General features: G+C 64.2%; 21 protein-coding genes, 1 tRNA gene and 2 riboswitches. Of the genes, 11 read left to right on the top strand and 11 right to left on the bottom strand.

What is annotated here, in order from left to right; genetic code table 11:
- Positions 1-6 precede the first annotated feature (6 nt).
- Entirely contained in the window at positions 7-1,494 is a 1,488-nt protein-coding gene (locus FXB38_RS20935) for an amidase (RefSeq protein WP_148752904.1), read from the bottom strand.
- Between the two features lie 248 nt (positions 1,495-1,742).
- Here FXB38_RS20935 and FXB38_RS20930 point away from each other — a divergent pair, with 248 nt between their 5' ends.
- A complete protein-coding gene (locus tag FXB38_RS20930) occupies positions 1,743-3,503 on the top strand; it encodes a winged helix-turn-helix domain-containing protein (protein WP_148752870.1) in 1,761 nt (586 codons plus the stop codon).
- A 141-nt stretch (positions 3,504-3,644) separates the two neighbouring features.
- Here the strand turns inward: FXB38_RS20930 and FXB38_RS20925 are convergent, their stop codons facing one another.
- From FXB38_RS20925 to cysE, 3 genes are all read right to left on the bottom strand, one after another.
- A complete protein-coding gene (locus tag FXB38_RS20925; RefSeq protein ID WP_148752869.1) occupies positions 3,645-4,838 on the bottom strand; it encodes an FAD-binding domain in 1,194 nt (397 codons plus the stop codon).
- A 96-nt stretch (positions 4,839-4,934) separates the two neighbouring features.
- Positions 4,935-5,153 (bottom strand): DUF3126 family protein, encoded by a 219-nt coding sequence (locus tag FXB38_RS20920; protein ID WP_148752868.1) that lies wholly within the window; start codon positions 5,151-5,153, stop codon positions 4,935-4,937.
- Positions 5,154-5,274: 121 nt separating this feature from the next.
- The gene (gene cysE / locus FXB38_RS20915; protein ID WP_148752867.1) at positions 5,275-6,099 is read right to left on the bottom strand and encodes a serine O-acetyltransferase; all 825 of its coding nucleotides are present in this window, start codon (positions 6,097-6,099) and stop codon (positions 5,275-5,277) included.
- Between the two features lie 276 nt (positions 6,100-6,375).
- Between cysE and FXB38_RS20910 the strand changes: the two genes are divergently transcribed.
- Positions 6,376-7,857, top strand: a complete 1,482-nt coding sequence (locus FXB38_RS20910; protein WP_148752866.1) for a hypothetical protein — start codon at positions 6,376-6,378, stop codon at positions 7,855-7,857.
- On the opposite strand, the gene FXB38_RS20905 is transcribed toward FXB38_RS20910, so the two are convergent.
- The gene (locus tag FXB38_RS20905) at positions 7,738-8,493 is read right to left on the bottom strand and encodes an alpha/beta fold hydrolase (protein WP_148752865.1); all 756 of its coding nucleotides are present in this window, start codon (positions 8,491-8,493) and stop codon (positions 7,738-7,740) included. The two genes, FXB38_RS20910 and FXB38_RS20905, sit on opposite strands and share 120 nt — an antisense overlap.
- 122 nt (positions 8,494-8,615) lie before the next feature.
- Positions 8,616-9,752, bottom strand: a complete 1,137-nt coding sequence (locus FXB38_RS20900; protein ID WP_148752864.1) for a hypothetical protein — start codon at positions 9,750-9,752, stop codon at positions 8,616-8,618.
- Positions 9,753-10,059: 307 nt separating this feature from the next.
- Between FXB38_RS20900 and FXB38_RS20895 the strand changes: the two genes are divergently transcribed.
- Positions 10,060-10,305 (top strand): zinc-finger domain-containing protein, encoded by a 246-nt coding sequence (locus FXB38_RS20895; protein ID WP_007602543.1) that lies wholly within the window; start codon positions 10,060-10,062, stop codon positions 10,303-10,305.
- A gap of 19 nt (positions 10,306-10,324) precedes the next feature.
- Positions 10,325-11,527, top strand: coding sequence for an FAD-dependent monooxygenase (locus tag FXB38_RS20890; RefSeq protein ID WP_148752863.1), 1,203 nt, complete (start codon positions 10,325-10,327; stop codon positions 11,525-11,527).
- An 18-nt stretch (positions 11,528-11,545) separates the two neighbouring features.
- On the opposite strand, the gene FXB38_RS20885 is transcribed toward FXB38_RS20890, so the two are convergent.
- Complete coding sequence (locus FXB38_RS20885) at positions 11,546-11,956, bottom strand: twin-arginine translocation pathway signal (RefSeq protein WP_148752862.1); 411 nt, start codon at positions 11,954-11,956, stop codon at positions 11,546-11,548.
- A 173-nt stretch (positions 11,957-12,129) separates the two neighbouring features.
- On the opposite strand from FXB38_RS20885, the gene FXB38_RS20880 reads away from it, so the two are divergent.
- Together FXB38_RS20880 and FXB38_RS44625 are read left to right on the top strand one after the other, a co-directional pair.
- Positions 12,130-12,218: transfer RNA gene (locus tag FXB38_RS20880), tRNA-Leu, on the top strand.
- A gap of 59 nt (positions 12,219-12,277) precedes the next feature.
- Positions 12,278-12,406, top strand: coding sequence for a hypothetical protein (locus FXB38_RS44625; RefSeq protein ID WP_283812747.1), 129 nt, complete (start codon positions 12,278-12,280; stop codon positions 12,404-12,406).
- Between the two features lie 1,114 nt (positions 12,407-13,520).
- Here the strand turns inward: FXB38_RS44625 and FXB38_RS20870 are convergent.
- Positions 13,521-14,828: a hypothetical protein gene (locus FXB38_RS20870; RefSeq protein WP_246230011.1), complete on the bottom strand. Its 1,308-nt coding sequence runs from the start codon at positions 14,826-14,828 to the stop codon at positions 13,521-13,523.
- A 329-nt stretch (positions 14,829-15,157) separates the two neighbouring features.
- On the opposite strand from FXB38_RS20870, the gene FXB38_RS20865 reads away from it, so the two are divergent.
- Positions 15,158-16,408, top strand: a complete 1,251-nt coding sequence (locus FXB38_RS20865) for a multidrug effflux MFS transporter (RefSeq protein ID WP_148752902.1) — start codon at positions 15,158-15,160, stop codon at positions 16,406-16,408.
- A 207-nt stretch (positions 16,409-16,615) separates the two neighbouring features.
- Here FXB38_RS20865 and FXB38_RS20860 read toward each other — a convergent pair whose 3' ends face one another.
- The 3 genes from FXB38_RS20860 to FXB38_RS20850 all read right to left on the bottom strand — a co-directional run bounded on the left by FXB38_RS20860 (position 16,616) and on the right by FXB38_RS20850 (position 21,828).
- Positions 16,616-18,214 carry a glycosyltransferase family 39 protein gene (locus FXB38_RS20860; protein ID WP_148752901.1) on the bottom strand — a complete coding sequence of 533 codons (1,599 nt, stop codon included), beginning with the start codon at positions 18,212-18,214 and terminating at the stop codon, positions 16,616-16,618.
- Between the two features lie 254 nt (positions 18,215-18,468).
- Entirely contained in the window at positions 18,469-20,076 is a 1,608-nt protein-coding gene (locus tag FXB38_RS20855) for an ABC transporter substrate-binding protein (protein WP_148752861.1), read from the bottom strand.
- Between the two features lie 141 nt (positions 20,077-20,217).
- Positions 20,218-21,828, bottom strand: coding sequence for an ABC transporter substrate-binding protein (locus tag FXB38_RS20850; protein ID WP_148752860.1), 1,611 nt, complete (start codon positions 21,826-21,828; stop codon positions 20,218-20,220).
- Positions 21,829-22,098: 270 nt separating this feature from the next.
- Here FXB38_RS20850 and FXB38_RS20845 point away from each other — a divergent pair, with 270 nt between their 5' ends.
- The 4 genes from FXB38_RS20845 to FXB38_RS20830 all read left to right on the top strand — a co-directional run bounded on the left by FXB38_RS20845 (position 22,099) and on the right by FXB38_RS20830 (position 26,972).
- On the top strand, positions 22,099-23,229 hold the full coding sequence (locus FXB38_RS20845; protein WP_148752859.1) for a M20/M25/M40 family metallo-hydrolase: 1,131 nt from the start codon (positions 22,099-22,101) through the stop codon (positions 23,227-23,229).
- A gap of 94 nt (positions 23,230-23,323) precedes the next feature.
- Positions 23,324-23,428: riboswitch (glycine riboswitch) on the top strand.
- Positions 23,429-23,431: 3 nt separating this feature from the next.
- Positions 23,432-23,559, top strand: a riboswitch (glycine riboswitch).
- A gap of 68 nt (positions 23,560-23,627) precedes the next feature.
- The gene (locus tag FXB38_RS20840; RefSeq protein ID WP_148752858.1) at positions 23,628-24,941 is read left to right on the top strand and encodes a D-amino acid dehydrogenase; all 1,314 of its coding nucleotides are present in this window, start codon (positions 23,628-23,630) and stop codon (positions 24,939-24,941) included.
- Between the two features lie 183 nt (positions 24,942-25,124).
- The gene (locus FXB38_RS20835; protein ID WP_187435024.1) at positions 25,125-26,066 is read left to right on the top strand and encodes an ABC transporter permease; all 942 of its coding nucleotides are present in this window, start codon (positions 25,125-25,127) and stop codon (positions 26,064-26,066) included.
- 18 nt (positions 26,067-26,084) lie between these two features.
- Positions 26,085-26,972: an ABC transporter permease gene (locus FXB38_RS20830; RefSeq protein WP_148752857.1), complete on the top strand. Its 888-nt coding sequence runs from the start codon at positions 26,085-26,087 to the stop codon at positions 26,970-26,972.
- The last annotated feature ends 26 nt before the right edge of the window (positions 26,973-26,998 follow it).

Raw genomic sequence — 26,998 nt, 5'->3', positions numbered from 1 at the left:
GGCAAATCAAAGCGGGATTTCGGGCGGCCTTGCAAATCCCCCGTACTCTCTTTCGAGCAGTTGAGCGAAGGCAAGCGGAGTGCGGTCTTCGAACAATGGGCCGATGATTTGCGCGCCAATGGGAAGCCCTGCCTTCGAACGGCCGACCGGCATCACCGTCGCAGGCAGGCCCGGAGGCGTCGCGACCGTCGCCCAGACAATCAGCGACGGATAGGGATGAGTCTCGCCGTCGATATCGATCGTTCGATCCTCCATATCCGGCGTTTGGTCGTGCGGGAACGCCGTCACGGAAAACGGCGGACAGAGAACGACGTCGTATTCCCGGAACAGACCGGCCCATTTCTGGCGCAGGCGGGCCCGCGCGATTTCCGCGGCCATCCACTCGTGGTGGCTCAGCAGTGGCGCGCGTGTTCGCCACGCCTTGAGACTATCGTCATCCGGCTTCAGCGCTGCGGCGTCCTCTCGAATTTTCGTGAAGAATTCGGGGGACCGGCCGAATGCGTTAAAGTTGCGCACCATGCGGGTATGCAGGCGTGCAGACTCAGCGAGATCCGGGACGAGCGGACTGGACCGTGCGACTTTCGCGCCGGTCGCCGTGAGCCGGCCCGCAAGCTGATCGAGTGCGGCCCGTATCTCGCTCGCCACCGGCAACAGAGGATGACTATCCAGCACAAGCACGCGGAAGTCCCGTAGCGCTTCATGTCGCGGCGCGGGAAGCGCAAGCTGGTAAGCGCGCGCCTCGTATTCGTCGGGACCGGCGATCACGTGGAGCGTGGTCGAAAGATCGGCGGCGGTGCGGGCCATCGGTCCGCAAACGCCAAGCCCGCTGGTCAGGTCGGTTGCCAATGCTGGTGAACGAGGCGGCGCGTGACCGCGCTGGGGGACCAGATTGGACGTGGGCTTGTGAGCGAACACTCCGCACAAATGCGCGGGCACTCGCAGCGAGCCGCTTATGTCGGAGCCAAGCTCCAACGGCACATATCCGGCCGCCAACGCGGCCGCCGATCCGCCGGAGGAGCCACCGGGCGTGCGCGTGAGGTCCCAGGGATTGTTGGTGGTGCCGTAAATCGGATTGAAGCTTTGCCAGTCGGCGATCGCGGTGGCGAGATTGGTCTTGCCCAGGATCACGGCTCCCGCGGCCTTGAGGCGGGCGACCGCAACGGCGTCTTCGGCGGCCCGCCAGTCGCGGCCCATTGGCAAGCCCCAGGTGGTCGGCAAGCCCCCGACATTGAACGCTTCCTTGACTGTCATCGGTATTCCGAGCAACGGCCGGCGTTCGCCGCGGGCGAGCGCGGCATCGGCTTCGCGCGCAACCGCCCGGGCGCAGTCGAAGTCGCGCACAACCACGGCATTGATGCGGGAATCGAGTGCCTCGATCCGGCCAACCGCGTGCTCGAACACTTCGGTCGCCGAAATCTTGCGTGCGTCGAGCAGCGCCCGCAACTCGCTTGCATTGGCATAGTCCAGACCTGGCTCGGAAGCGGACGAGCGCATGGCCTTTTGGCCGAAAGCTGGGGTGAACGGGGCCACGGTCATGGTCGCGACCGTGCTGGCGGCTGCCCCTAGAAGGAAACGTCGGTTCATTGTCATGGTTGGCTCCCTCCGCGCCGATCCGGCACGCCATTCCCGCGACCCTCGATTTGGACTAGCATCGCGGGTCAGCATGACGTGGGCAGCGCCGCGTTCTGTGTCGATGGCCGAGCCTAGGCGCGTTGGCGCCACGACACCCGAAAGAGTGCCGAATGAACGCCGAAATTGGCACGAAAACCGAGCCGCGCGCGGCTGGTGGCGACGAACTGGGCCCGATTCCCCGTGGCGTTCTTCGCTTTGCCGATTTTGACGTCGACATGGACCGTGGCGAATTGCGTGTCGGCGGCAGCGTAATTGCCTTGCGTCCGAAGAGCTTTGCGCTGCTGGTTTACCTCGCCCGTCACCCCGGCCGGCTGTTGACCAAGGACGAGCTCATTGAAGCGGTTTGGCCCGACGTGGCGGTAACCGATGATTCCCTGGTTCAATGCATCAGCGAACTGCGAGCCGTATTTGGAGACGGCGATCAACGCCGGATCAAGACCGTACCTCGCCGTGGCTATTTGCTGGACGCGCTTCCTGTCGATACACCGTCTGCCGATGAAGCGGTCGAACGCGGTGCGGGTACCGTCGACCGTCACGGCTCTTCGCGGGTGCCGCCGCGCCGCGGATCAGTGCTGTGGCTGTCTGCATTCGTCACCGTGTGTACCGTGTCGCTTGCCGGAGTACTCTGGTTCGGGTTTGCGCATCGCGGCCAAAACGACGCGGTCGTCAGCAAGAACACGATCACGGTTTTGCCGCTTGTCGGTGTCGGTGGTGACAACGCCGCTGACCTCGCTGAGGCCGTGAGCGAGGATGTCACCATTGAAGTGTCGCGCCTGCCCGACACGCTCGTGATCGGATACCCAACAGGCCATTTGCCGGCTGGTGACGATGGCGACGCACAGGGTGTCGGCCGCCGACTGGGGGTCGCCTACGTTTTGAGTGGCAGCGTTGAGAGGCAGGGCGAAGCCGTCTCGATCGCGCTGAAACTGCAGGCGAGTGCCACCGGCGCGCTGTTGTGGTCGGGCCGGTTCGACTATGCAGAACAAGCCGGGTGGAATTGGCGCCGGGACGTCACGGCGCGCATTGCCAACGAGCTGAAAGTACGCATTGACGAGGCCGAGACGCCCTTCGACAGGCCTTATGCCGGGCGCATGTTTGCCGCTATCGATCCCGCGCTTCGGGGCTGGCGCCTGCTGAAGCGGATCCATACGCGAGAGGAGCCGCAGCGGGCGCGCGCCCTGTTCGAGCAGGCGTTACAGATAGACCCCGACTCCGCCTCTGCGCTGGCGGGACTTGCGCTTAGTCACATCACCGAGGTGCTGACGCGCTGGAGCAACGCGCCGGACATCCAGACCGCGTTCGCCGCGCAAGCGATCGAGCGTTCATTGGCGCTGCAGCCAAACGATCCCCGCGCAAACTACGTGCGAAGCCTGGTGCTGTCCGCGCAAGGTCGGATCGACGAAGCAGACCAGGCGATCCAACGCGTGCTGTCACTTTATCCGGACCAGCCGCGGGCGCTGCAGCGGCTAGGTTTTCTGAGGTTGCAACAGGGCCGTCCGGAAGAAGTAGCCGCGCCAGTCATGCTATCGCTACGTCTTGATCCACTCGATGCCGAACAGGTCAGCCTTGGCCAGTTCACGCTGGGAATGGCCGAATTCCACCTGCGTCATGACGAGGCGGCCTACGCGCACATGCGCCTGGCGACGATCAACAGTCCGCAAAATGGCTTTGCCTGGCAATGGCTGGCGGCGATCGACGCCCTGCACGGGCGCAGCGAGCAGGCCAGGAACAATCTCGTCGAATACCAGAAGCGCATTCCCGGCCACACGGTCAGCGGCCTGAAAGCATCGGAATCCTCGCGCAACGCTGCGTTCTGGCAGGAGCGTAATCGCTTCTATGAAGGTCTGAGGTTGGCGGGTCTGCCAGAATAATGGTCCCAAGGGATTCCAGCCCGCCACTTCGCTTCTGGAATCCTGGCGAGCGTCTCACAGCCGAAACTGCTGCATCCTCCGGGGCCTTGCGCCGCCGATTCTGCGCGCCCATCGAGTTGCAGCACGTGGGCCGAGATCTACCTATCCGGGGAAGCGCCAGTCATAGGCGGGAAGATCCAACCGATCGGCGATGTCCCTGCCGATTGCGAGCTTTGCAATACCTGGTAATGCGAATGCCCTGACGACCTGGTTGCGGAACCACAGCCCGGATCGGGTCTTCGGCGCGAAGGCGGCGGCGAAGCGCTCGGCACCTTGCTGCTTGCGACCGATATAGACGCGAAGGCGGGATTCGTAGGCGCCGAAAGCATGCTGGTAATCTCCGTCTGCCTTCAGCAACTCACCGGCAAGAACATATGCTGAGATCATCGCGAGCGCCGAGCCCTGGCCGGCGAGGAGAGAAACGCAGAACGCAGCATCGCCGATCAGAACGGTGCGGCCGCGCGACCATCCTTGCATTCGAATCTGGCTCACGCGGTCAAAATACAGTTCATTCGCAGCATCCAAAGCCGCGAGGATGTGCGGACATTCCCAGCCGCACTTGCCATAGACGCGATGGATAACCGCGTTGTGTTCGCCCGGAGAGGTGGCGACATCATCAATATCGGCCGCGAACACGAAGAGAAAAAGGGTGCGATCGTCTCGTAGCGCAAAGCGCCCGATCATCCGCCCCGGCTGTCCGTATATGATGTAGGCGTTCTCGTCGCGCGGCCGATAACCGCTGGTCTGAAACGCCGCGACGGCGTAGCCGAGACGTTTCTCGAACGACTCTTGCGGTCCGAACGCCAGCCGTCGAACCGACGAATGCAAGCCATCCGCCCCGACAACCAGATCATATCGACGCTCACCGCCACCTCGCAGCCGGACCCGGACGCCGTCGGCTTGCTCCTCCATGGCGACGATCTGGTCGTCAAAAATGACTTCGGTCGACCCGCTGATCTTCTCCAGCAGAAGTCGGGACAGATCGCTTCGCGCGAGCGTCACGTATCTGCCGCCAGTGAGTTCGTTGAAAACCGTGGTGCCGAAGCCTGCGATCCGGCGGCCGTCAACTCCGACGATCCGCATCTCCTGGGCGTGGTAGCCGGCGGCGGTGATGGCCGGGATCAGTCCCATCCGCTCGGCGATATCGTAGCCGAGTCCCCAGAAGTCGATGACATAGCCTCCACTGCGCGGCGCAGCCGCACGTTCGACCAACGTCGGCTCGTAACCGGCGGCCTTCAGCCAGAATGCAAGGGTGGGACCCGCAATCCCTGCTCCCGAGATCAGCACGGCTCTCATGAGCGGGATGTAGGCGGACGGACAACAGATCGCATTGCCGCCGCAGACACCAATTCGTGAGGGCCAGAGGTCCCCCGCTTACGGAATGCCCCGCGCCTATTCCTGCTCGACCAGATCGTCTTCCAGGATCGCCATCTGGAACTGGAACGAGCGATCGTCGTCCTCGTCGTCGACGAAGAGCACGCCGATGAACTCCTCGCCGATATAGACCTCGGCGGAGTCGTCCTTCTTCGGCCGCGGCACGACGCGGATCTTGGGATTGCCGAATACGCGCTTCAGATACGCATCGAGCTTTCTGACTTCTTTGACGTCCACGGCAAGTCTCCGATCAAAATTGGTCGGCGGGTTTTAGGACGAGACGCGGCGAACCGCCAGCATGAATTGCCAAAGAATTTGGGGACGGAAAGGGCCGGAAAATCCGGCCCTTAACGCGCCTCTAAAGCCCCATCGCGTTGATCATCTGGTCCATGGTGCGCGACGGCTCGGCGCAGCCGGCCTCGCCGACGATCTTGGCGGGCACGCCCGCAACCGTGACGTTGTGCGGCACCGGCTTGACCACAACCGAGCCGGCCGCGATGCGCGCGCAATGGCCGATCTCGATGTTGCCGAGGATCTTTGCGCCGGCGCCGATCAGCACGCCGTGGCGAATCTTGGGATGGCGGTCCTCGTTCTCCTTGCCGGTGCCGCCGAGCGTGACGCCGTGCAGGATCGAGACGTCGTCCTCGATGACAGCGGTCTCGCCGCAGACGAAGCCGGTGGCATGGTCGAGAAAGATGCCGCGGCCGATACGCGCGGCGGGATTGATGTCGGTCTGGAACACCGCCGATGCGCGGCTCTGGAGGTAATACGCAAAATCCTTGCGGCCCTTCAGCAAGAGCCAGTGCGCGAGGCGATGGGTCTGGATCGCGTGAAAGCCCTTGAAGTAGAGCAAGGGGTCGATGAAGCGCGAGGTCGCGGGATCGCGGTCGTAGACGGCGACGAGATCGGCGCGGAAGGCATTGCCGAGATCGGGATCGTCGCGCAGCGCCTCGTCATAGGTCTGGCGCACCAGATCGCCCGACAGCGCGGCATGATCGAGCCGGTCGGCGAGACGGTGGATCACCGAGTCTTCCAGGCGGCTGTGATGCAGCACCGTCGAATAGATGAAGGTCGCAAGCTCGGGCTCGCGATGGACAATGTCCTCCGCCTCGCCCCGGATCCGCTCCCAGATCGGATCGAGCGACGCAAGCTTTGCTCCCGGATTGACCTGATGCACTGCCATGGGATCTGCTCTTTCGAATTGGCTCGTTTGGCTGGTTCTATAACACAGTCTAGGCGACAAAGTCCTGACGGGCTTGCCTGAGAGTGAACAGTGCCTTGCCTCGTGAGAGCCCGCCAACACGTTGAAACACAACGGTTTCTCAGAACGCCCCCAGGCGGCAAGGTCGGCTCAAAATGGTCAGAGTCTCGCCAAATTCAAGCCGGGCGGCGTCAAACTATTGGTGAATTTCGCCCCAACCGTGATTGCGGGCATGGTCCGGACAGGGACGGAGCGGATTTGAGCATCACAACCGATCAATTGCGCGCGCGCGCCGCGGGTACGTTTTGGCTGCGGCTGGCGGCGGTGGCTCTGCCCCTCATCATGATCGCGCCGGCCTTCTGGAACGGCTATCCGCTATTGCAATGGGATACCGGCGGCTATCTGGCGCGCTGGTACGAAGGTTATCTCGTCCCCAGCCGCTCCACCGTGTTCGGCCTCTATCTGCACTACGGCGAGAATTTCGGCTTCTGGATCAACCTCGCGGTCCAGTCGCTGGCGACGCTATGGCTGTTGCAGCTGACGCTGCGCGTGCTGGGGCTGATGCAGACATTCCGCTTCGTCGCGATCAGCCTGCTGCTGATGCTGTCGACCGCGCTGCCCTGGCTCGCCAGCATGCTGCTCACCGACATCTTTGCGGGTCTTTCGATCCTGTCGCTGTTCCTGCTGATCACTGGTGCAAGCCGGACTTCGGTGCTCGAAAAAGTCTCGCTGTTCGGCTTCACCGCCTTTGCCGCCGCGACCCACAGCGCCACGCTCGGCGTGCTGCTCGGGCTCTGCGTCGCCGGCTGGATGGCGCGGCCGTTCCTCGGGCGTCGCCTCCCGATTGCGGGATTGGCCCAGGCGAGCCTGACAATCGTCGTGGGCGGCCTGATGCTGATCTCGGCGAACCACGCGCTGTCGGGCAAATGGGCCTGGACGCCCGGCGGCTATGGCGTCGCCTTCGGCCGCATGATGCAGGACGGCATCGTCGCGCGCTATCTTGGCGATCACTGCCCGCATGAGAGTTTCAAGCTCTGTCCCTATCGCAACGAGCTGCCGGCGACAGCCGACGAGTTCCTGTGGGGCACCAGCATGTTCAACACGCTCGGCCGCTTCGAGGGGCTCAACGACGAGATGGGCAACATCGTCGTGCACTCGGTCGCCGACTATCCTGCGTGGCAGGCCGGTGCAGCGCTGCGGGCGATGGGCCAGCAATTGCTGCATGTCGCAACCGGCGAAGGCGCCAGTGTCTGGATCCCGCACACCTACGGCATCATCGAACGCTACATCCCTGCGCAAGTGGCGCCGATGCGCGCGGCGCGCCAGCAAAACCGGGGCGTCAATTTCGACTACGTCAACTGGCTGCACGTCCCCGTCGCGCTGGTCTCGATGCTGGCGCTGGTCGGGCTCCTCGGACACGCACTCGCAAATCGCCGGCTGGACGATCTGACGCTGCTGGCGGCGACCGTGACGCTGGCCTTGCTCGGCAATGCCTTCATCTGCGGCGTGATCTCGGGCCCGCACGACCGCTATGGCGCGCGCATGGTGTGGGTCGCGACCTTCGTGGTGCTGATGGCGCTATTCGGCTCGTCTGGCGACGACGAGCCGGCGGAAGAGACCTCAGCCGCGCCGTGCCAGGAAATCCAGCACGCCGGTCTTGTAGACCTTGTCGCCGACCGCGCGCATGTGGTCGCGGCCCGGAATATCGAGCACTTCCGAACCGGGGATGATCGCTCCTAACGCGCTGGCCGAACCCGCGACGTCATCGGTCGAACCGACCGCGATCAGCACGGGCACGTCGATGCGCGCGGCCTCGTCCCTGGTCATGAGATCGCGCGTGCCACGCAGGCAGGCGGCGAGCGCACGGCGATCGGAACGGGTTTGATCTGCAAACGCACGAAACGTGCGGCCGACGGGATCGGTGACGTCGTCGAGCGAAGGAGCTTCCAGCGCTTTCGCCACGTTCTCGCCGGGCCCGGTGCCCTCGATCAGGCCGCCGATGCCGATGCCGCCGAGGATCGCCGAGCGCAGCCGCTGCGGCTCGTTCAGCCCGAGCCAGGCCGTCATCCGCCCGCCCATCGAATAGCCCATGATGTCGGCCTGCGGGATGGCGAGATGGTCCATCAGCGCGAGCACGTCGCCGGCCATGGTCGGAATCGAATATTGCGCGGGCTCGTAGAGCTTTGCGCTGTCGCCATGGCCGCGATTGTCCAGCGCAATGGCACGGCGGCCGTTCTTGCGCAGCTCCGAGACCCAGGTCGGGTAGACCCAGTTCACGTTCTTGCTCGAGGCAAAGCCGTGCAGCAGGATGATCGGATCGCCCTCGCCTTCGTCGAGGTAGGCAATTTCAACGGCGCCGTTGTGAAAGCTCGGCATCAGCAGTTCCGCAGTGTTTGTGGGGGAAGATTGATCTTAGAGCATGATCCGGAAAAGTGTGTAGCGGTTTTCCGGCAAGATCATGCTCAAACAATAACCTAAAGCGCGACGAAGATCGCGCTTTAGGCCGTGACGGCCGTGTTTGCCAGAGCGGCGTCGGCGGCCAGCCGCGCCCGGCGGAGCCGGCGGCGTCGCCGGCGATCGCACCAGGCTTGCGTCAGGCGCTCGGTGGTCGCCTTGATCGAGGACAACAGGCCGAACAGCGTCAAGGCCGCGCCGAGCAGCCACAGCGTGAGATCGAATGCGCCGCCGATGAGCAGCAGCGCGCCGCGGCCAAGCAGCTTCATGATCGCGCGTGTCTTGCCGCCTTGCGCTTCCGCAAGCCGCGCCGCCCGCGCGACGTCCTTCGGGCCCTCGGCAATGCGCAGCGTGTCCATGGCGCCGCGCGTGCCGGTCTTCTCGGCTACGCGGGTGACGTCCTTGCCGAGCCGGACCAGCGCGCCAGCCTTCTCGACGCGGAACGCGGCCTCGATCGCGCTCACCGTCTCACCCGGCCGCAGCACCGAGCCGGAGGCGACCGCATTCTGGAGCATCGGCGTGTCGACCACTTCGCGCGCCGACCGGCCGGCCCATGCGGCGAGACCTTCGCCGAGCCGTCCGACCTTGCGGGCATCCTTCACCAGCGTCAGCCCGGCGCGCACCGGCGCGGCACCGCCGGCCGACACATAGGTCACGGCCGTCACCGCGAGGCCCGCGGTGGCCAGGCCGAGCACGAGGCGGTCGGTGTCCTCGCCCATGGCGAGATGCTTGCTTTCGCGGACGATGTCCCTGATATCGCCGATCACGAAGAGATCGCCGGCAACGGTCCCGGACAGGCTCGCGACATCATCGGCATTGCCGGTGACGAGCCCGGTGGCAAAGCGCCTGGCGAAATGCGATGTGGAATTTTCAGTTTTGACGGCATCGCTGACCCGGCTCAGGAGATCGTCGGGCAGCGCGATGTTGCGGTCATGCGCGAGCGTGACAAAACTGTCGGCGAGATCGCCATCCCCGGCCGCGAGCGCTGCCTCGATATTGTCCTGAACCAGGCGGTCGTTGTGCGCGAGAGCCGCATCGAGCTTGAGTTCCGACAGGGCCGCGGGATCGTCCCGGGCGGCGAGAATCGCGCCGGCCTCGCGGGCATGCGGTGCTACCTGCACGAGCACAAGGCTGCATGCGGCGATCCCGGTCAATGCTGAGCTGATTCGCAGCCACTTCATGCTGAAAGCCTGGACGGTCCTAAGATCAGTTGCGCCTGATGGTTCGTCTTTTGCCGCAATTATACGCGTCCGCAGACATAGTATGCCAAAATTGCGACACAACGTCCCCGACGAAAGAAGGGCTTCTCTCAGGCCGCAAGATTGTGTCGAATTTGCATGAGCAAATGAGCATGGGGCAATTGCGGAGCTTTCGGTTCCGCTGGACTAGCAATCACCTGCACCCATCAGTATGGTCCGCGGCGCCTTAATGATGCCGCGTCAGTTCGTGATTGTGTCTGCCACCATTGCCACTCCAGGATGAGTTACGATGTCCGACCATGTCGTCCCGCACTTCCATAACGATGCCGGTGTCCCCGTTATCGAGATCGGCTCGCAAGAGTTCATGTGCGTCGGCGCCAACCCTCCGTTCGATCATCCGCACGTCTTCCTTGACCTCGGCAATGACAACGAGATCATCTGCCCGTACTGCTCGACGCTGTACCGCTTCGCCGCCGACCTGAAGGCGGGCGAAGCCCGTCCGCCGGAATGCGTGCTGAAGGACAAGGTGGCCTGACCGTTCACCTCGGTCAGGGGTGGCCCTCCCGCGAACGATCGTCATCGCCGGTGCCGGAATCGGAGGACTGACGGCCGCGCTTGCGCTGGCCGCCTGCGGCTTTCGCATCGTCGTGCTGGAAAAGGCCGAGCGGCTCGAGGACGTCGGCGCCGGCCTGCAACTCTCCCCCAATGCCAGCCGCGTGCTGGTCGAGCTCGGTCTGACGGAACGGCTGAAGCTCCGCGCGGTCGTCCCGGACGCGGTCTCGATCATGAGCGCGCGGGCCGGCGGCGAACTTTTGCGGATGCCGCTCGGCGAACCCGCGGCCCATCGCGCCGGCGTCCCCTATTGGGTGGTCCATCGCGCCGACCTGCAATCCGCGCTCGCCGGCGCGATCGCAGACCATCCCGATATCGACTTGAAGTTGGGCGCGACGTTCGAGGATGTCGCTCCCCATGCCAGGGGACTGACGGTCGTCCATCGCAGCGGAACCATCCGCCGTAGCGATCTCGCCAGCGCCCTGATCGGTGCCGACGGTATCTGGTCGACAGTCCGCCAGCATTTGTTTCCCGAGGTGCAGCCGCGCTTCTCCGGGTTGATCGCCTGGCGCGGCACGCTCGATGCCACGCAGCTGCCCAAGGAATACACCGCGCGGCGGGTCCAGCTCTGGATGGGCTCAAACGCCCATCTCGTCGCCTACCCGATCGCCGGCGGCCGCCAGCTCAACGTGGTCGCGGTGCTGCCGGGCACCTGGAACAGGCCGGGCTGGAGCACGCCCGGCGATCCTCTCGAGGTGATGGAAGCGTTCGCAGCGCCGCGCTGGCCGCCGACGGCGCGGATGATGCTCGCCGCCGTCGACAGCTGGCGCAAATGGGCGCTGTTCGCCGTTCCGGACGGATGCCCCTGGAGCGAGGGTCAGGTCGCGCTGCTCGGCGACGCCGTGCACGCGATGCTGCCGTTCGCAGCCCAGGGCGCCGGCATGGCGATCGAGGATGCAGCCGTGCTCGCCCGGCACCTGAGCATCGAGGCTGCCGAGGATGCAGCCGGCGTCGCGGCTGCGCTGAAGCAATATGGCCTGATACGTCAGGCCCGTGTCAGGAAGGTGCAGCGCACCGCGCGGCAGCAAGGCCGGATCTATCATCTCGGCGGCCCGTTCGCGCTCGCGCGCGATCTCGCGATCCGCGCACTCGGGCCGGACCGTATGCTGGCGCGGCAGGACTGGATCTACGGCTGGCGGCCCTGACGCAGGAGCCGCAGCGCCCTAGCGTTTCGGAGCGGGCTTGATGTCCGGCCGCTGCGGCACAGCGGCCGCCGGCGCCGCATTGGGCGGCGTTTCCCGGCACCTGTTGCTGCGCCAGGCGTCGTCGGCCAACTGCGCCGAGCCACGGACCGCGACATAATCGTTGCGATAGGCGAGCTCGGACACGACCGCGCCGCCGGTCCCTGTCTCCGCCTTGTCCATCAGCTTCTGCAATTCGGCGGTGCGGGCGGCGAGCGCCTTGCGCTCCCCTTCGAGCTGCTTGCAGTCGTACAGTTCGTATTTGGCGGGATCGGCAAAGCCCGGAGCGATCGTCTCGCTCACGCCGGCGCAGCCGGACAGCACGAAGCCGGCCGCGACCAGCGCGGCAACCGCGCAGCAGGCGCGCAGGGAAGAGGAAAGCGAAGCAGCCATGGCCGGAAAAATAGTCCCCGTGAATTGAGAATGCCTAAAGCAGGGCCAAATGTCCGGATTGAGGCTTTGCCTTGTGCCGCCGGCTCGCTTAAGGAAGAACCGCCCGCCCAGCACGGCAAGCGCCAATTCCAGACGGCTGGACGGGACTTAAGTGTTTGATCTCTTTGGATCAAGCGGGCATGGCGGAATTGGTAGACGCAAGGGACTTAAAATCCCTCGGTGCGCAAGCGCTGTGCCGGTTCGACCCCGGCTGCCCGCACCATTTGAGCTGACGACGCCGACTGCGCCCACAGCAGGATCCAGAAGCAGACGATCGCGACCGTGAGCAGGTCGAATCCGTCCACGAACGCAATGCCGGAGACCGCCACCACGAACGGAATGGCGATCGCGATCGTCAGCACGATCGCCACCATCACCGCAGGCAGGTCGACGATCAGAACGGCGGCATAAAGCGCCGCCTCGAAAAAGGCATAGACCTTCAGTCTCGGCGCGCAGAGATAGAGCGCGTACATCGCGAGCACGGTGATGCGCAGCGCGGTGTCGGGATGATCCATCAACCAGTCGTCGAGGGCCTGAAGCGGCGAGATGTTCGCGCCCCTGCCCCGTGCCCTGACCATGCGCCACACGAAAATGCCGAGCGGCGCGAGCACGAGCGCGACCGCGATGAGCCCATAGAGCACGGCAACGACCGGCTTGCTGCCGGCGAGCGACACGCGGTCGGCAAGTGTCTGGGCGAAGAAGAGCAGAGACGGATTATCCTCGCTTCCCGGCGAATGCTGTCCGGGAATCTGGCCGAAGATCGCGCTCAACCAGCTTGAAAACAGCTCGGGATAGAACACCATTGAAACCAGAATCGGCAGCGCGAACATGCCCGCCGCTACCGCGATCAGGACAAGCCTGCGACGTCTCGGCTGCGGCAGGAGATAGAGCGCGGCGAGGACCGGGACAAACACCAGCTTGAACGAGGTGACGAGGCCGAGCAGGGCCGCGCCGGCGAGCTGCGGCACGAAGCCCGCATCCTCGCGCCCTTCGGACTGCGCGGGACGCAGCAGCAGCGCAAGCGATGCAGCCGTCAGCAGGCCGCTCAGCATCGCGAAATTGCCGCTCGCCAGGACCCATTCGAACCCGAGAAAACCCCCAAGCGCGAACACGCCACGCAGCACGACGTCGCGCAGGCCCTCGCGGCCCTTGCCGAGACCGGGCAGCAGCAGCACGCAGATCAGCCCAAGCACGAGATAGATGGCCTTGTAATGCGCGACGAGAAAGCCGCCGGCACAGAGCGGCCGAAAGGCATCGAGGGTGACCGGAAGATAGGGATAGGAAAGATCAGTGCCCTTCAGGTTCCTGACGAAATAGGGATCGCGTCCCCCGCGATGGGCATCCACCGCCGCACAGTTGACCCGCACGTCCGCGCCGAAGGTGTTGTTGACGCTGAGATCGACGGCGACCGCCGTGGGGAGCAATACGGCCAAGATCAGCAGGAAGCGGCTCAGCCGGCTCCTCCGCGGCGCCCCCGCGGCAAGCGACCGCTCCGCTCCTGCGTCTGCGGACGAGGCGACGCTCGTCATGGACGCACGGCCTTCTGCTCGAGGCGTTCCGGCTCGGCTCGAAAATCGAGCAACAGGATCCAGAAGCACATCAGTGCGACCGCGAGCTGGACAAAACCACCTTCGATCGTAACCCCCGTGATCGAGACCAGCGTCGGAACGGCAACGCCGATGGTCAGGACCGCTGCAAGGGCTGCGGCCGGAAGATCGACGATCAGGACGGCGGCGTAGACCGCGAGCTCGAAGAACGCATATTCCTTCAGGCGCGGCGAGCAGAGATAGAGGCCGTACATCGCAAGCACCGTGATCCGCATCGCTGCCTGGGGATGATCGATCAGCCAGCGGTCGAGGCGCGCCGGCAACGATCCCTCATTGTTGCGGATCGCGCGCAGCAGCGACCAGCCGAGCGGCGCGAGCACGAGCGCACTCGCCGCCAGCGCGTAAATGGCGAACACGAGCGGCTTGCTGTCGGCAAGTCCAACGCGGTCCACGATGGTCTGTGCCCACAGCAGCAGCGACGGATTGGTTTCCTCGATCTGGACAGAATGCTGACCGGGGATCCCGCCCGTGATCGCGAGCAACCAGCTCGAGAACAAGCCTGGATAGAAGACGACCGAAACCAGGATCGGCAGCGCGAAGCCGAGGCCCGCCACCGTCATCAGGACAAGTTTCCGCCGCCGCGGCAGCGGCAGGAAATAGAGCGCGGCCAGTACCGGGCAGAAGACCAGCTTGAACGACATCACGATGCCGAGCAGTGCCGCCCCTGCCATGCGAGGGACATCATGCCGATCATCGGGCTTCGCGGGGCGAAGCAGAAGGGCAAGTGCTGCGGCGGTCAGTCCGCCGCCGAGGATCGCGAAATTGCCCGAGGCCAGCACCCATTCGAAACCAACGAACGCGCCGAGCACGTAAAGTCCCCTCAGCGCCACGTCGCGCAAGCTGCGTGTCCGGCCGATCCCGGGCAGCAACAGGCTACAGAGCACGGCGATGGCGAGAAAGACGCCGCGGCGATGGTCGACAAGAAAGCCGCCTGCGCACAACGGACGAAAGGCGTCCAGCGTCGCCGGCAGATAGGGATAAGAGAACCGGGTGCCCTTCAGATTTTTCACGTAGTACGGATCGAGCCCGTCGACATGGGCCTCGACCGCGGCGCAGTTGACGCGGACGTCCCAGCCGTAATTCATATCGGGCGCGGCATAGTTGGCGAGATTGCCGAGCACCAGCACCGCCACCAGTGCGATCAGGCAGGCAAGCCGGGCGTTGCGCTGGCCGGCCATCTCGGCCGACGGTCCCGACCATCGTGCTGTTCCGGTGACGTCCGACACCCCTGATACCCTGCCTGCTCGCTATATCCCCTCAACGCCGCCTGATCGGCGTCCGGTCAGGCCACATTGGACAGGATGCGTTGCGGATTCATCTCCCCGACTGGTTGTCCCCGGTGTTATGGTGAATCCCTGGTTTCAAACTTGTGCCTGGCGCGACGCGCGGGCGGCCAGTCGCGCGTGACGGCGGCGACGATCTCGATCTGCCTGAGCCGGCGACCTCTTCACCATTTGTTGTCCCTCCCGGTCCCGCCTGACAGCCATCTCAAAACGTGGGTTGTGCGATGCAGCATGGGCCTTAGATGTGCGCTCTGGAATCAAAGGTGAGCTGCTTGTCCGACGTCAATGCCGACGACTGGGTGTCCTCCGGGCACCGTCCGATGGGTTTTCCCGAATTCGTTGTCGTGATCGCGTCCATCATGGCGCTAAATCCGCTCGCGATGGACATGATGCTGCCGGCGCTGCCCAATATCGGGGCGGCTTTCGGCATTCCCAACGCCAACCATCTTCAGCTCGTGCTGTCGACCTTCCTGATCGGCTTCGGCGCGGGACAGTTCGTCATGGGTCCGTTGTCGGACCGGTTCGGGCGCCGGCCGGTGCTGCTCGGCGGCATGGCGGTCTATGCGGTGGCGAGCGTGCTGGCGGTCGCAGCGCCCTCGTTCGAGACGCTGCTGCTCGCCCGTGCGCTTCAGGGCCTCGGCACCTCCGCGACGCGCGTGATCGCGACCTCGATCGTGCGCGACTGCTATGCCGGCCGCCGCATGGCGAGCGTGATGTCGCTTGCCATGATGATTTTCATCGCCGTGCCCGTGATCGCGCCCTCGTTCGGACAGGCCGTGCTGCTGGTCACGCAATGGCGCGGCATTTTCGTCGTGCTGATGCTCTACGGCGTGCTCGCGCTCGCATGGAGCGTGCTGCGGCTGCCTGAAACCCTTCCCGAGTCCGAACGCAGATCGCTGGCGCCCGCCGATGTGCTCTCGGCCTTCCGCCAGACCGTCACCAACCGCCAGACCATCGGCTATGCGACGGCCGCCGGCGCCGTCATGGGCGCGCTGTTCGCCTTCGTGTTCTCCGCGCAGCAGGTGTTCACCGGCATCTATCACCTCGGCCACTATTTCCCGCTCGCCTTTGCGGCGATCGCGGCCGGCACCGCCATTGCCGGTTTCCTCAACGCCAGATTTGTCGGCACGCTCGGCATGCGCGTGATCTCACACGGCGCGCTGACGCTCTACACCGCGGTGGCCGGCGTGATGCTGCTGACCGAGATCCTCGGTGTGCTGCCGCTTCCGCTGTTCATGGTGCTGTCGGCGCTGATGATGTTCTCGTTCGGCATGATGGTCGCCAATTTCACCGCGCTCGCGATGGAGCCGCAGGGCCACATCGCCGGCACCGCCTCCTCGCTCTACGGCTCGATCACGACGCTGATCGGCATCGCGGTCGGAACCGCGATCGGCCAGAGCTTTGACGGCACGCTGCTGCCGTTCTCGATCGGATTCTTCCTGTCGACGCTTGCAGCGCTCGCGATCGTTGTGGTGGTGGAGAAGGGACGGCTGTTCAAGCCGCATCATCGCCCCATCGTGTGAGGAACTTCGCAGGCGCCTCGATGTTGTCCTGCAGCATTTTCGAGAGATCGCCTCATGGAACCGAAACGCAACGAAACCGATCACGCGTCGGAACAGACTGAGGCGCAGCGAAAGGCTGCTGACGCAAAGCGGCCGGCCTCCACACCGCCGCCCTTCGCAAGCGAAGGCCTTGAACGGGTGCGCGACAGCCATTGCTGAGAGACGCGCCTATTCCGGATTGCGCTTGCTGGCGCTGAAATCCTGCGCTGCGCTTTCGGGCGATGCGCCGCTGCTCGCGCGTGGCGGCACCATCAGCACGACCACGTTCCGGCTCAGGCCCGGCCGGCCCCACAGCGAGGCCTGCACGGTGAAGTCCCGCCTGACAAAGTTTTCGGCGCGCGCGGACACCCATTCCATCCAGCGGCCGCAATCATCCTGATCACGGAAACAGAGCGCTGCCCAACCCCGGTCGAGCGTCGTCTGGCGCGGCAGGCCCCAATCGTACTGGTGCTCGAACGGCCGCGAATAATGCGGATGATCCGGGCTGTAGAAGGCCGTGGCGAAAGCGAGCGAATCGTCACCACTGACGGCTCCGAGCGGCTCGCCGGTCAGGTCGCGCCATTGCCGGGTGAGCTCGCTGGCTGCCTGCGCGTAAAGGTTCCGTCCCTCTTCATAACCGTGGCTATTGCGATAGACCGCATGGATCGGCGCGGCAACCAGCACGGCGACAAGCGCAACGCCCGCGACAATGACCGCCACATTGACGGTGTAGAATCGTTCGACGGGATAACGCGCGCCGCAGACGATCAGCACGACGAACAGGAACAATCCCTGCAAGCCCCATAGCGACGGCAGATCCGTGCCCATCGCGAGCGACGTCAGGACCGGCAGAGCAATCGTGCCGATGGCAACGTAGAAGAGAAGCCGGAGGCCCAGGCTCATCGCGGCGAAGTCGGCCGGAAACCGCTTGAGCCGCGTACCCGCGACGAGCACCCAGATCACGGCGGCGACGCTGATGGCCGCCAGGAGTCCCAGCAGAAAATTCCTGACGTCACCGAGCGAGCTGACGGCATTGCCGTTGGCGTGGTTCAGCGCGTAGGTGAAGGTCGATGCGCCCGTGGTCGCGAGCCAGTAGATGTGCGGTGACAGCGCCGCGAGCCCGGAGACGACCGAAATCCAGGGCGACGCCGAGCTGAAATAAGCGCGCCGCGCCGGATGCGCCAGCGCGGCGAATGCAAAGCTCGTGACCAGGAAGATCGAGTAATATTTTCCGGCCATGGCGAGCGCCATGGTGCATCCAAGCGCAACCGCCCAGACAGCGGACCTGGTCTCGAACGCACGTAGGAAGCACCATATGGCGAGCGGCCAGGTCGCGAGCAGCACGGCATTGGCGTTGAAGCGCTGGGCGTGGAATTGATAGGCCGGCGTCAGCATGAGGAGCAGGAGCACCAGGATGCGCTTGTGCCCGGTCACGAATTGCCGCGCGACGCAATCGACGAAGACCAGCGCGAGGCCCGCATTCACCATCGCCATCAGTTGCAGCGACCAGTCGCTGGGCGGGAAGACGGCGGTCCATGCAGCCGCGATCCAGCCCATCAGCGGCGGATGCTTGTGATAGCCGAAGGCGAAATTGCGTCCCAGCGTCCAGGCCTCGAGCGTGTCGGGATGCAGCCCGCCGCCGGCATAGGCGATGGCGAGGTACAGCGCCCAGATCGCAACGAAGCACGCGATGAGGAGCGGCACGGCCCAGCCTGCCTCAACGCCATCCAGCCAGCGCAGCAATGGCCGGCGCCAGCGCGACGGCGCGCGATCCGACCGTTCGGCCATCGCCTGCAATGCAAAATCGAGCAAGGGAATCAAACCAACGGATTCAAATCGATGGAAGGGAAAGTGATGTCCGAGGACCAACCATCTATTTCAGTTCGGAAACAAATAGCAATGATTGGAGTCTGGAAGAGTTAAAGTTCGGCGGATTTCGCCGACGCAGGACCGCCAAACGACAACGGCGCCGTTGATGATGGCGGCGCCGCGTGATGATTGGACGAAAGGTGCAGTTTGCACCTTTCCCCTGTTCGCTTGTCTTACTCGGATTTGTCGATGTTCCAGAACACCGGCGTCGCCGGGCCATCGAGCACGCCGGAGAGCGACTTCCGCCACGCGCTTGGCGCCTGATACTGACCGAGCGGGACATAGAGCACCTGATCATAGGTCTCTTTCTGGATCTCGGTTGCCACTTTCCTCTGATCATCGAGCGAGGCCGCGCGAACGAAGGCGTCCTTGAGCTGCTCGACCCTGGCGTCCTCCGCCCAGCCGAACCAGCCGCCCTTCTTGCCCTGCCCGCCGACAGCGACATTGGAGATCGGATTGACCACGTCGGCGCTGACCCAGTTTGTGATGAACATGTTCCAGCCGCCCTCCTTCGGGGGCTTCTGGCTGGCGCGCCGGCTCACCACCGTCTGCCAGTCGGTCGCCTGCAGATCGACCTTGAAGCCGGCTTCGCGCAGTTGCTGGGCCACCACGATCGGTTGAGCCTTCAGCGTCAGCACGTCGCCCGGCGCCATGAGCACAATTGGTGTCCCGTCGTAGCCGGACTCGGCGAGCGCCTTCCTGGCCGCAGCAATGTCGCCGCCCTTCGCGAGGGTCTCACCGCCGATATCCGTCGCGAACGGCGTGTCGCAGATGAAGACCGCGGCGCAAGTCCTGTAGTATTTGGGATTGCCGATCAGCGCATCGAGCACGTCCTTCTGGTTGACCGCCAGCAGTGCTGCGCGGCGAACCTTGACGTTATCGAATGGCGGATGAAGGAAGTTCATCCGCGCGCCGGTCTGGAAGCCGAACTTGTTCAGGATCTCGAGTTTGAGCTCCTTGTCGGCTTCGATGCTGGGCAACATTTCGAAGGCAGGATTTTCCATGAAATCGATGTCGCCCGACTGCAGCGCGTTCAATGCGGTCTGCGCATCCGGCATCGTGATCCATTCGACGCGATTGACCTTCACCACCTTGCCGCCGGTGGTCCAGCTCGCCGGCTCCTTGCGCGGCAGGTAGTCCGTGTTCTTGACGTAGACCGACTTCACCCCGGGCTGGAATTCGGCCTGCACGAACTTGAAGGGCCCGGAGCCGATCTGCTCGGGAATCTGCTTCTCCGGCGGCGTCTCGGCGAGACGCTTCGGCATCATGAAAGCGACCCGCGAGGACGGCTTGCCGATCGATTCCAGCACGAGCGCGTACGGCTCCTTCAGCTTCAGCGTGATGGTCTTGGGATCGGTCGCCTCGATGCTGGCGGTGAACAGCATCATCTGCTGCCCCATGCCATCGACAGCGGCCCAGCGCTTCAGGGAGGCAACGCAATCTTCCGCGGTGACCGGCGCGCCGTCGTGCCACTTCAGGCCGTCGCGCAGCGTGAAGGTGTAGGTCAGCTTGTCGTCGGAGATCTTCCAGTCCGCCATCTGCGGCTGGATCTTGAAGTTCGAATCCGTCGCGATCAGCGTGTCGTAGACCATGTAACCATGATCACGCGCGATGTAGGCGCTGGTGAAGATCGGATCGAGGATGCGCAGATCCGAATGCATCACGGCGGTAATGGTCTTATCTGCGGCAAGAACTGGCGAGGCCAGTGCCGAAAGCGCCACGACTGAAATCGCAAGTGTGGAGACGAACGCCCGACGCCCCCGGCGCATGAGTTGGAACATTGAAGTTCTCCTGACGAGTTCTGCCGACAAGTTCTCCTGACGAATTCTCCTGGCGAGCAGCGCCGCTGATGACAGCGGCGCCGCGTGATAGGTCGGGACAGAAGGCGCGCTGACGCGCCTTCGCCTGACTCGGAGTTGGCCTTACTCGGACTTGTCGATGTTCCAGAACACCGGGGTCGCCGGGCCGTCGAGCACGCCGGAGAGCGACTTCCGCCATGCGCTCGGCGCCAGATACTGGCCGAGCGGCACGTAGATCACCTGGTCATAGGCTTCCTTCTGGATCTCGGTCGCGATCTTCTTCTGATCGTCGAGCGAGGCAGCGCGGACGAAGTCGTCCTTGAGCTTCTCGATCTTGGCGTCTTCCGCCCAGCCGAACCAGCCGCCCTTCTTGCCCTGACCGCCGATCGAGAGATTGGAGATCGGGTTGGAGACGTCAGCGCTGACCCAGTTGGTGAAGAACATGTTCCAGCCGCCCTCCTTCGGGGGCTTCTGGCTGGCGCGACGGCTCACCACCGTCTGCCAGTCGGTCGCTTGCGCGTCGACCTTGAAGCCGGCTTCGCGGAGCAGCTGCACCGCGACGGTCGGCTGCGCCTTCAGCGTGACGACATCGCCGGGCACCATGACCACGACGGGCGTGCCGTCATAGCCGGACTCGGCGAGAGCCTTCTTGGCTTCCGTCATGCCGTTGCCCTTGACCAGCGTCTCGGAGCCGACGTCGGTTGCGAACGGGGTGTCGCAGATGAAGAAGGCGCCGCAGATCTTGTAGTACTTCGGGTTGCCGACCAGCGCGTCGAGCACGTCCTTCTGGTTCATCGCCAGGAAGGCCGCACGACGGATCTTCGGATTGTCGAAGGGCGGATAGAGGAAGTTCATGCGGCCAAGCGTTTGGTAGCCGAACTTGTTCAGCGTATCGACCTTGAGGTCGGGATTGCCTTCAAGCACCGGCAGCAGATCCCACGGTGGCACTTCCATGAAGTCGATGTCGCCCGACTGCAGCGCGTTCACCGCGGTCTGCGAGTCCGGCATGGTGATCCACTCGACGCGGTCGACCTTCACCACCTTGCCGCCGGCGGTCCAGCTCGCCGGCTCCTTGCGCGGCACGTAGTCGGTGTTCTTGACGTAGACCGCCTTCACGCCGGGCTGGAATTCGCCCTGCACGAACTTGAACGGACCGGAGCCGATCTGCTCCGGAATCTGCTTGTCCGGCGGCGTCTCGGCGAGGCGCTTCGGCATCATGAAGGGCACGCGCGAGGACGGCTTGCCGATCGATTCCAGCACGAGCGCGTACGGCTCCTTCAGCTTCAGCGTGATGGTCTTGGCGTCGGTCGCCTCGATGCTGGCCGTGAAGGTCATCATCTGCTGGCCCATGCCGTCGACGGCGGCCCAGCGCTTCAGCGAGGCGACGCAGTCTTCCGCCGTCACCGGCGCGCCGTCGTGCCACTTCAGTCCATCGCGCAGCGTGAAGGTGTAGGTGAGCTTGTCGTCCGAGATCTTCCAGTCCGCCATCTGCGGCTGGATCTTGAAGTTCGCATCCGTCGTGATCAGCGTGTCATAGACCATGTAGCCATGGTCACGCGTGATGTAGGCGGTGGTGAAGATCGGATCGATGATGCGCAGATCCGAATGCATCACCGCGGTGATGGTCTTGCCGGCCGCAAACACCGGCGAGGCCATCGCCGTCGCAAGCGCGACGACCGACAGCGCGAGTGTGGAGGCGAACGCGCGTCGCCCCCGGCGCATCAAGCTCAACATAGAAAGTTTCTCCTGGCGTGAAACTGTTCAAAGGCAGGTTATTGGTTGGGCATTCGGTTCGTTCCTTAGGCGAACTAACCTCATGCAATGCCTTTATCTTTTCGAGACTTGCAGACAGTGTTGAGCGCGTCAATCCGGTTTCGGTGCAGCCCATGGCATCGCATGCACGGGGCTCCGCAAGGATCGGTTTGGCTCTACAACTCTTTCCGCTTGTCCTGTCCGCGCTGATGCAATGCGCATTCCATCTTTTGAAGCTTGAGAGACATCAAGATGAATCCAGCCAATCTTCCCTTCGATTCCGAGGCGATGCTCGAGGGCCTGCGCACCTGGGTGGAATGCGAGAGCCCGACCTGGGACGCAGGAGCGGTCAACCGTATGCTCGATATCGCAGCGCGGGATATGGCGATCATGGGTGCGACCATCGAGCGCATCGCCGGCCGTCAGGGCTTTGGCGGCGTCGTCCGCGCGCGCTTCCCGCATCCAAAGCTGGGCGAGCCGGGCATCCTGATCGCCGGGCACGTGGATACCGTCCACCCGGTCGGCACCATCGAGAAGCTGAAATGGCGGCGCGAGGGCAACAAGTGCTACGGCCCCGGCATCTACGACATGAAGGGCGGCAACTATCTCTCGCTGGAAGCGATCCGGCAGCTGGCGCGCGCGTCCTTCACCACGCCGCTGCCGATCACCATCCTGTTCACGCCCGACGAGGAAGTCGGCACGCCCTCGACGCGGGACATCATCGAGGCGGAAGCTGCGCGCAACAAATATGTGCTGGTGCCCGAGCCCGGCCGCGCCGACAACGGCGTCACCACCGGACGTTACGCCATCGCGCGATTCAATCTGGAAGCGACGGGGCGGCCGAGCCACGCGGGCGCGACCCTGTCGGCGGGTCGCTCGGCAATCCGCGAGATGGCAAGGCAGATTCTTGCCATCGACGCGATGACGACGGAAGACTGCACTTTCTCGGTCGGCGTCGTGCATGGCGGACAATGGGTCAATTGCGTCGCAACGACTGCCACCGGCGAAGCGCTCTCCATGGCGAAGCGCCAGGCCGATCTCGACCGCGGCGTCGAGCGGATGCTGGCCCTGTCGGGCACCGCGAACGACGTCAACTTCAAGGTGACGCGTGGCGTGACGCGGCCGGTGTGGGAGGCGGATGCCGGCACCATGGCGCTGTATGAAAAGGCGCGCGGCATCGCCAAATCTCTCGGCGCGGAATTACCGCATGTGAGCTCCGGCGGAGGCTCCGACGGCAACTTTACGGGCGCGATGGGAATTCCGACGCTCGACGGTCTCGGCGTGCGCGGCGGCAATGGCCACACGCTCGAGGAGTTCATCGAGGTCGAGAGCCTGGTTGAACGCGGGCGCTTGATGGCTGGGTTGCTTGCGACGCTGGAGTAATTGAATCAACTTCGCACTGCACAATGCGTTGGCAGGCGCGGTTCAAATTTAGCCTTGTCTAAAAATAAGGCGCATCGTACTGCTCGATGGTCCACGCGACGATGCGGGAGAGATCGCAATGAAGGCTTCCAGCTTTCATTGCGGCGCCGACGGAGCAACCGCCCCGGAAACTCTCAGGCAAAAGGACTGTATCGTCAGGACGATCTGGAGAGAGACGGCACGAATGAGACATCGTGACGTCCACCGAAGGGGATAGTCCGTATTGGCCTTGTGAGGTCCGCCCTCGTCGAGGTCCGTGTCGGATCAAGCTCTCAGGTAACCGTGACAGATGGGGCGCCGCCAACGGCTTTCGGGCCGGCGGTTAGCCGACTCTAACTCACGGGAGCCCCGACTTCATCATGACTCATATCGCCATCATTGGCGCCGGCATCACCGGCGTAACGACTGCCTATGCCCTGCTCGAACGCGGCTTTGAGGTGACGGTGCTCGACAAGCACCGCTACGCCGCGATGGAGACCTCGTTTGCGAACGGCGGGCAGCTCTCCGCCAGCAATGCCGAGGTGTGGAATAGCACCGCCACGATCCTGAAAGGCCTGCGCTGGATGTTCCGGCGCGACGCGCCGCTGCTGATGAACCCGCGGCCGAACTGGCACAAATATTCCTGGATGAGCGAGTTCGTCGCCAATATCGGAAACTACCGCGCCAACACGATTCTGACCACGCGGCTCGCGATCGAAGCCCGCAAGCACCTGTTCGAGATCGCGGCACGCGAAGGCATCGACTTCGATCTCGAACGCTGCGGTATCCTCCACATCTATCACGACAAGAAGGGTTTTGAGTCCGGCCTGCGGGTCAATGCACTGCTGCAGGAAGGCGGGCTCGACCGGCGCGCGGTGACTTCGGAGGAAATCCGCACGATCGAGCCGACGCTGCACAAGGACTATTACGGCGGCTTCTACACGCCGTCGGATGCGACCGGCGACATTCATAAGTTCACGCGCGGGCTGGCGGACGCCTGCAAGCGTCGCGGCGCAACCTTCATCCATGAGGCCAATATCGATTCCATCGCGCAAGTCCGCGGCGGCTTCGTCATCGGCTGGGCTGATCTGTCCGCAAGCGACGCGGTCGCCTCCGCGCGCGGCGTGCTGAAGGTTGATGGCGTCGTGGTCTGCGCCGGCGTTGCCAGCCGTCACTTCGCCGCCATGCTCGACGAGCGCGTCAACGTCTATCCGGTGAAGGGCTATTCGATCACCGTGCACCTCGATACCGACGAAAGCCGTAGCGCGACGCCGACCGTCAGCCTGCTCGACGAAGCCGCCAAGATCGTCACCAGCCGCCTCGGCGCGGATCGTTTTCGCGTTGCCGGCACGGCCGAGTTCAACGACTTCAACCGCGACATCCGCGCCGACCGCGTGCAGCCATTGATCGACTGGGTGCGCAGCAATTTCCCGGCGGTCGAGACGTCTCGCATCATTCCGTGGGCCGGGCTGCGTCCGATGATGCCCGACATGATGCCGGTGGTGCGAGCAGGCCGGATGCCCGGCGTGTTCTTCAACACCGGCCACGGCCATCTCGGCTGGACGTTATCGGCCGCGACCGCGCAAATGATTGCCGCAACCATCGACGGCTGGCGCGGGCTCAACGCGCCGCCAACCGTCCCTTCGCTTCGTGGCGAACTTGCGGTTGAGCGCGAGATGCGCAGTGCATCCTGAGTGGTCGCAAAACCGATGCGGGGCGGCCTCTTGCGACCGCCCTGCCCTTGGCACACAATTTGCCCCGAGACGACGGTTCTCCGGCCGGCTTTTCCAGCCCGAACGACAGGCACGCATGATAGACACGATCGAATCCACGGGTGCCCTCTGGGCGTCGCAAGTTCCGCAGCCGGAGATAGGTTCATGCTAGGTTATCTCATTCGCCGCGTTCTGGCTGCGGTGCCCGTGATGGGCGTCGTCGCGCTGTTCGTGTTCCTGTTGCTGCGGCTGACGCCCGGCGACCCGGCCGCGATCCTCGCCGGCGACAATGCGACGCCGGAGCGGCTGGAGCGGATTCGCGCCTCGCTCGGCCTCAACGAGCCGCTGGTCGTGCAGTTCATCACCTGGGTCGGCAAGCTCTTGCACGGCGATCTCGGCACGTCGCTGATCTCCAACCTGCCGGTCATGAAGATGATCGGCCAGCGCGTCGAGCCGTCGATCTCGATCGCGCTGTCGACCATCATCCTCGCCGTCATCGTCGCCGTGCCCTTGGGGGTGATCGCGGCCTGGAAGCACGGCACCTGGATCGACCGTTTCGTGATGGGCCTCTCCGTGCTCGGCTTCTCGGTGCCGGTGTTCGTGGTCGGCTATGTCCTGATCGAGGTCTTTGCGATCGACCTGCGCTGGGTGCCGGTGCAGGGCTTCAAGAGCATCTCGACCGGCTTCGGCGCCTTCTTCGAGCGCATCATCCTGCCGACCTGCGCGCTCTCCTTCATCTACATCGCGCTGATCGCGCGCATGACGCGCGCGGCGATGCTCGATGTGCTCGGCGAAGATTACGTGCGAACGGCACGCGCCAAGGGCATCAACGAGGTCGCGGTGATGATGCGGCACGCGCTGCGCAACGCCGCTGTGCCCGTGATCACCGTGATCGGTACCGGCTTCGCGCTACTGATCTCCGGCGTCGTCGTGACCGAGAGCGTGTTCAACATCCCCGGCATCGGCCGCCTCACCGTCGATGCGGTGCTGGCGCGCGACTATCCGGTGATCCAGGCGATGATCCTGCTGACCTCGCTGATCTACGTCGTCGTCAATCTCCTGATCGACGTCGCCTACACGCTGCTCGATCCCCGGATCCGGTACTGAGGCTAGGACAACAACAAAATGTCAGTCGATACCCTTCCCCAGTCATCCATTCCGATCACGTCGCCGCTGCGGCCGCGTTTCGGCTTCCTCACCTCGACACCGATCATCGCCACGGCGACGGTGTTGCTCGCGCTGATCGTGCTGATCTCGGTGCTGGCGCCGCTGATCGCGCCGCATGATCCGATCCAGCTTGCACCGTCACTGCGGCTGAAGCCCTCCTCGGCGCAATTCCTGCTCGGCACCGACGCCTACGGCCGCGACCTGCTGTCGCGCGTCATCTATGGCGGCCGGATCTCGCTTCTGATCGGCATCGGCTCGGCGATCCTCTCGATCGTCATTGGCCTTGCGATCGGTCTTGTCTCCGGCTTCTTCAAGCTGATCGATTCCGTCCTGATGCGCGTCATGGACGGCCTGATGGCGATGCCGAGCATTTTGCTCGCCATCGCCGTGGTCTCGCTGTCCGGCGCCAGCATCTGGACCGTGCTGATCGCGATCACCATTCCCGAGATCCCGCGCGTGGCGCGCCTGGTGCGCTCGGTGGTGCTGTCGGCGCGCGAAGAGCCTTATGTCGAAGCGGCGATCTCGGTCGGCTCGTCGCTGCCAAAAATCATGTGGCGGCATCTGATGCCGAACACGATCGCGCCGCTGATCGTCCAGGGCACCTATGTCTGCGCCTCCGCCATCCTCACCGAGGCCATCCTCTCCTTCCTCGGCGCCGGCATCTCGCCGGAGACGCCGACCTGGGGCAACATCATGGCCGAGGGCCGCCAGTATTTTCAGCTCAAGCCGACGCTGATCTTCTGGCCGGGCCTGCTGCTCTCGATCGCCATCCTCAGCATCAATCTAATCGGCGACGCCGCCCGCGACGCACTCGATCCCCGCATGAAGCAGCGGGAGGGCAAGTGATTTGTCTCGCCGGCCGTGCCCCTTGT

The sequence above is a fragment of the Bradyrhizobium cytisi genome, from assembly GCF_008123515.1.
Lineage (GTDB): Bacteria > Pseudomonadota > Alphaproteobacteria > Rhizobiales > Xanthobacteraceae > Bradyrhizobium > Bradyrhizobium cytisi.
The sequence above is the reverse complement of the archived record's forward strand: the minus strand, read 5'-3'. Positions and strand labels throughout refer to the sequence as shown.

What these genes read in the sequence shown, in the direction of transcription:
- FXB38_RS20935 (WP_148752904.1), bottom strand. Translation starts at nt 1,494, where the DNA reads ATGCGCTCGTCCGCTTCCGAGCCAGGTCTGGACTATGCCAATGCAAGC.
- FXB38_RS20930 (WP_148752870.1), top strand. Translation starts at nt 1,743, where the DNA reads ATGAACGCCGAAATTGGCACGAAAACCGAGCCGCGCGCGGCTGGTGGC.
- FXB38_RS20925 (WP_148752869.1), bottom strand. Translation starts at nt 4,838, where the DNA reads ATGAGAGCCGTGCTGATCTCGGGAGCAGGGATTGCGGGTCCCACCCTT.
- cysE (WP_148752867.1), bottom strand. Translation starts at nt 6,099, where the DNA reads ATGGCAGTGCATCAGGTCAATCCGGGAGCAAAGCTTGCGTCGCTCGAT.
- FXB38_RS20905 (WP_148752865.1), bottom strand. Translation starts at nt 8,493, where the DNA reads ATGCCGAGCTTTCACAACGGCGCCGTTGAAATTGCCTACCTCGACGAA.
- FXB38_RS20900 (WP_148752864.1), bottom strand. Translation starts at nt 9,752, where the DNA reads ATGAAGTGGCTGCGAATCAGCTCAGCATTGACCGGGATCGCCGCATGC.
- FXB38_RS20895 (WP_007602543.1), top strand. Translation starts at nt 10,060, where the DNA reads ATGTCCGACCATGTCGTCCCGCACTTCCATAACGATGCCGGTGTCCCC.
- FXB38_RS20885 (WP_148752862.1), bottom strand. Translation starts at nt 11,956, where the DNA reads ATGGCTGCTTCGCTTTCCTCTTCCCTGCGCGCCTGCTGCGCGGTTGCC.
- FXB38_RS20860 (WP_148752901.1), bottom strand. Translation starts at nt 18,214, where the DNA reads ATGGCCGAACGGTCGGATCGCGCGCCGTCGCGCTGGCGCCGGCCATTG.
- FXB38_RS20855 (WP_148752861.1), bottom strand. Translation starts at nt 20,076, where the DNA reads ATGTTCCAACTCATGCGCCGGGGGCGTCGGGCGTTCGTCTCCACACTT.
- FXB38_RS20850 (WP_148752860.1), bottom strand. Translation starts at nt 21,828, where the DNA reads ATGTTGAGCTTGATGCGCCGGGGGCGACGCGCGTTCGCCTCCACACTC.
- FXB38_RS20845 (WP_148752859.1), top strand. Translation starts at nt 22,099, where the DNA reads ATGAATCCAGCCAATCTTCCCTTCGATTCCGAGGCGATGCTCGAGGGC.
- FXB38_RS20840 (WP_148752858.1), top strand. Translation starts at nt 23,628, where the DNA reads ATGACTCATATCGCCATCATTGGCGCCGGCATCACCGGCGTAACGACT.
- FXB38_RS20835 (WP_187435024.1), top strand. Translation starts at nt 25,125, where the DNA reads ATGCTAGGTTATCTCATTCGCCGCGTTCTGGCTGCGGTGCCCGTGATG.
- FXB38_RS20830 (WP_148752857.1), top strand. Translation starts at nt 26,085, where the DNA reads ATGTCAGTCGATACCCTTCCCCAGTCATCCATTCCGATCACGTCGCCG.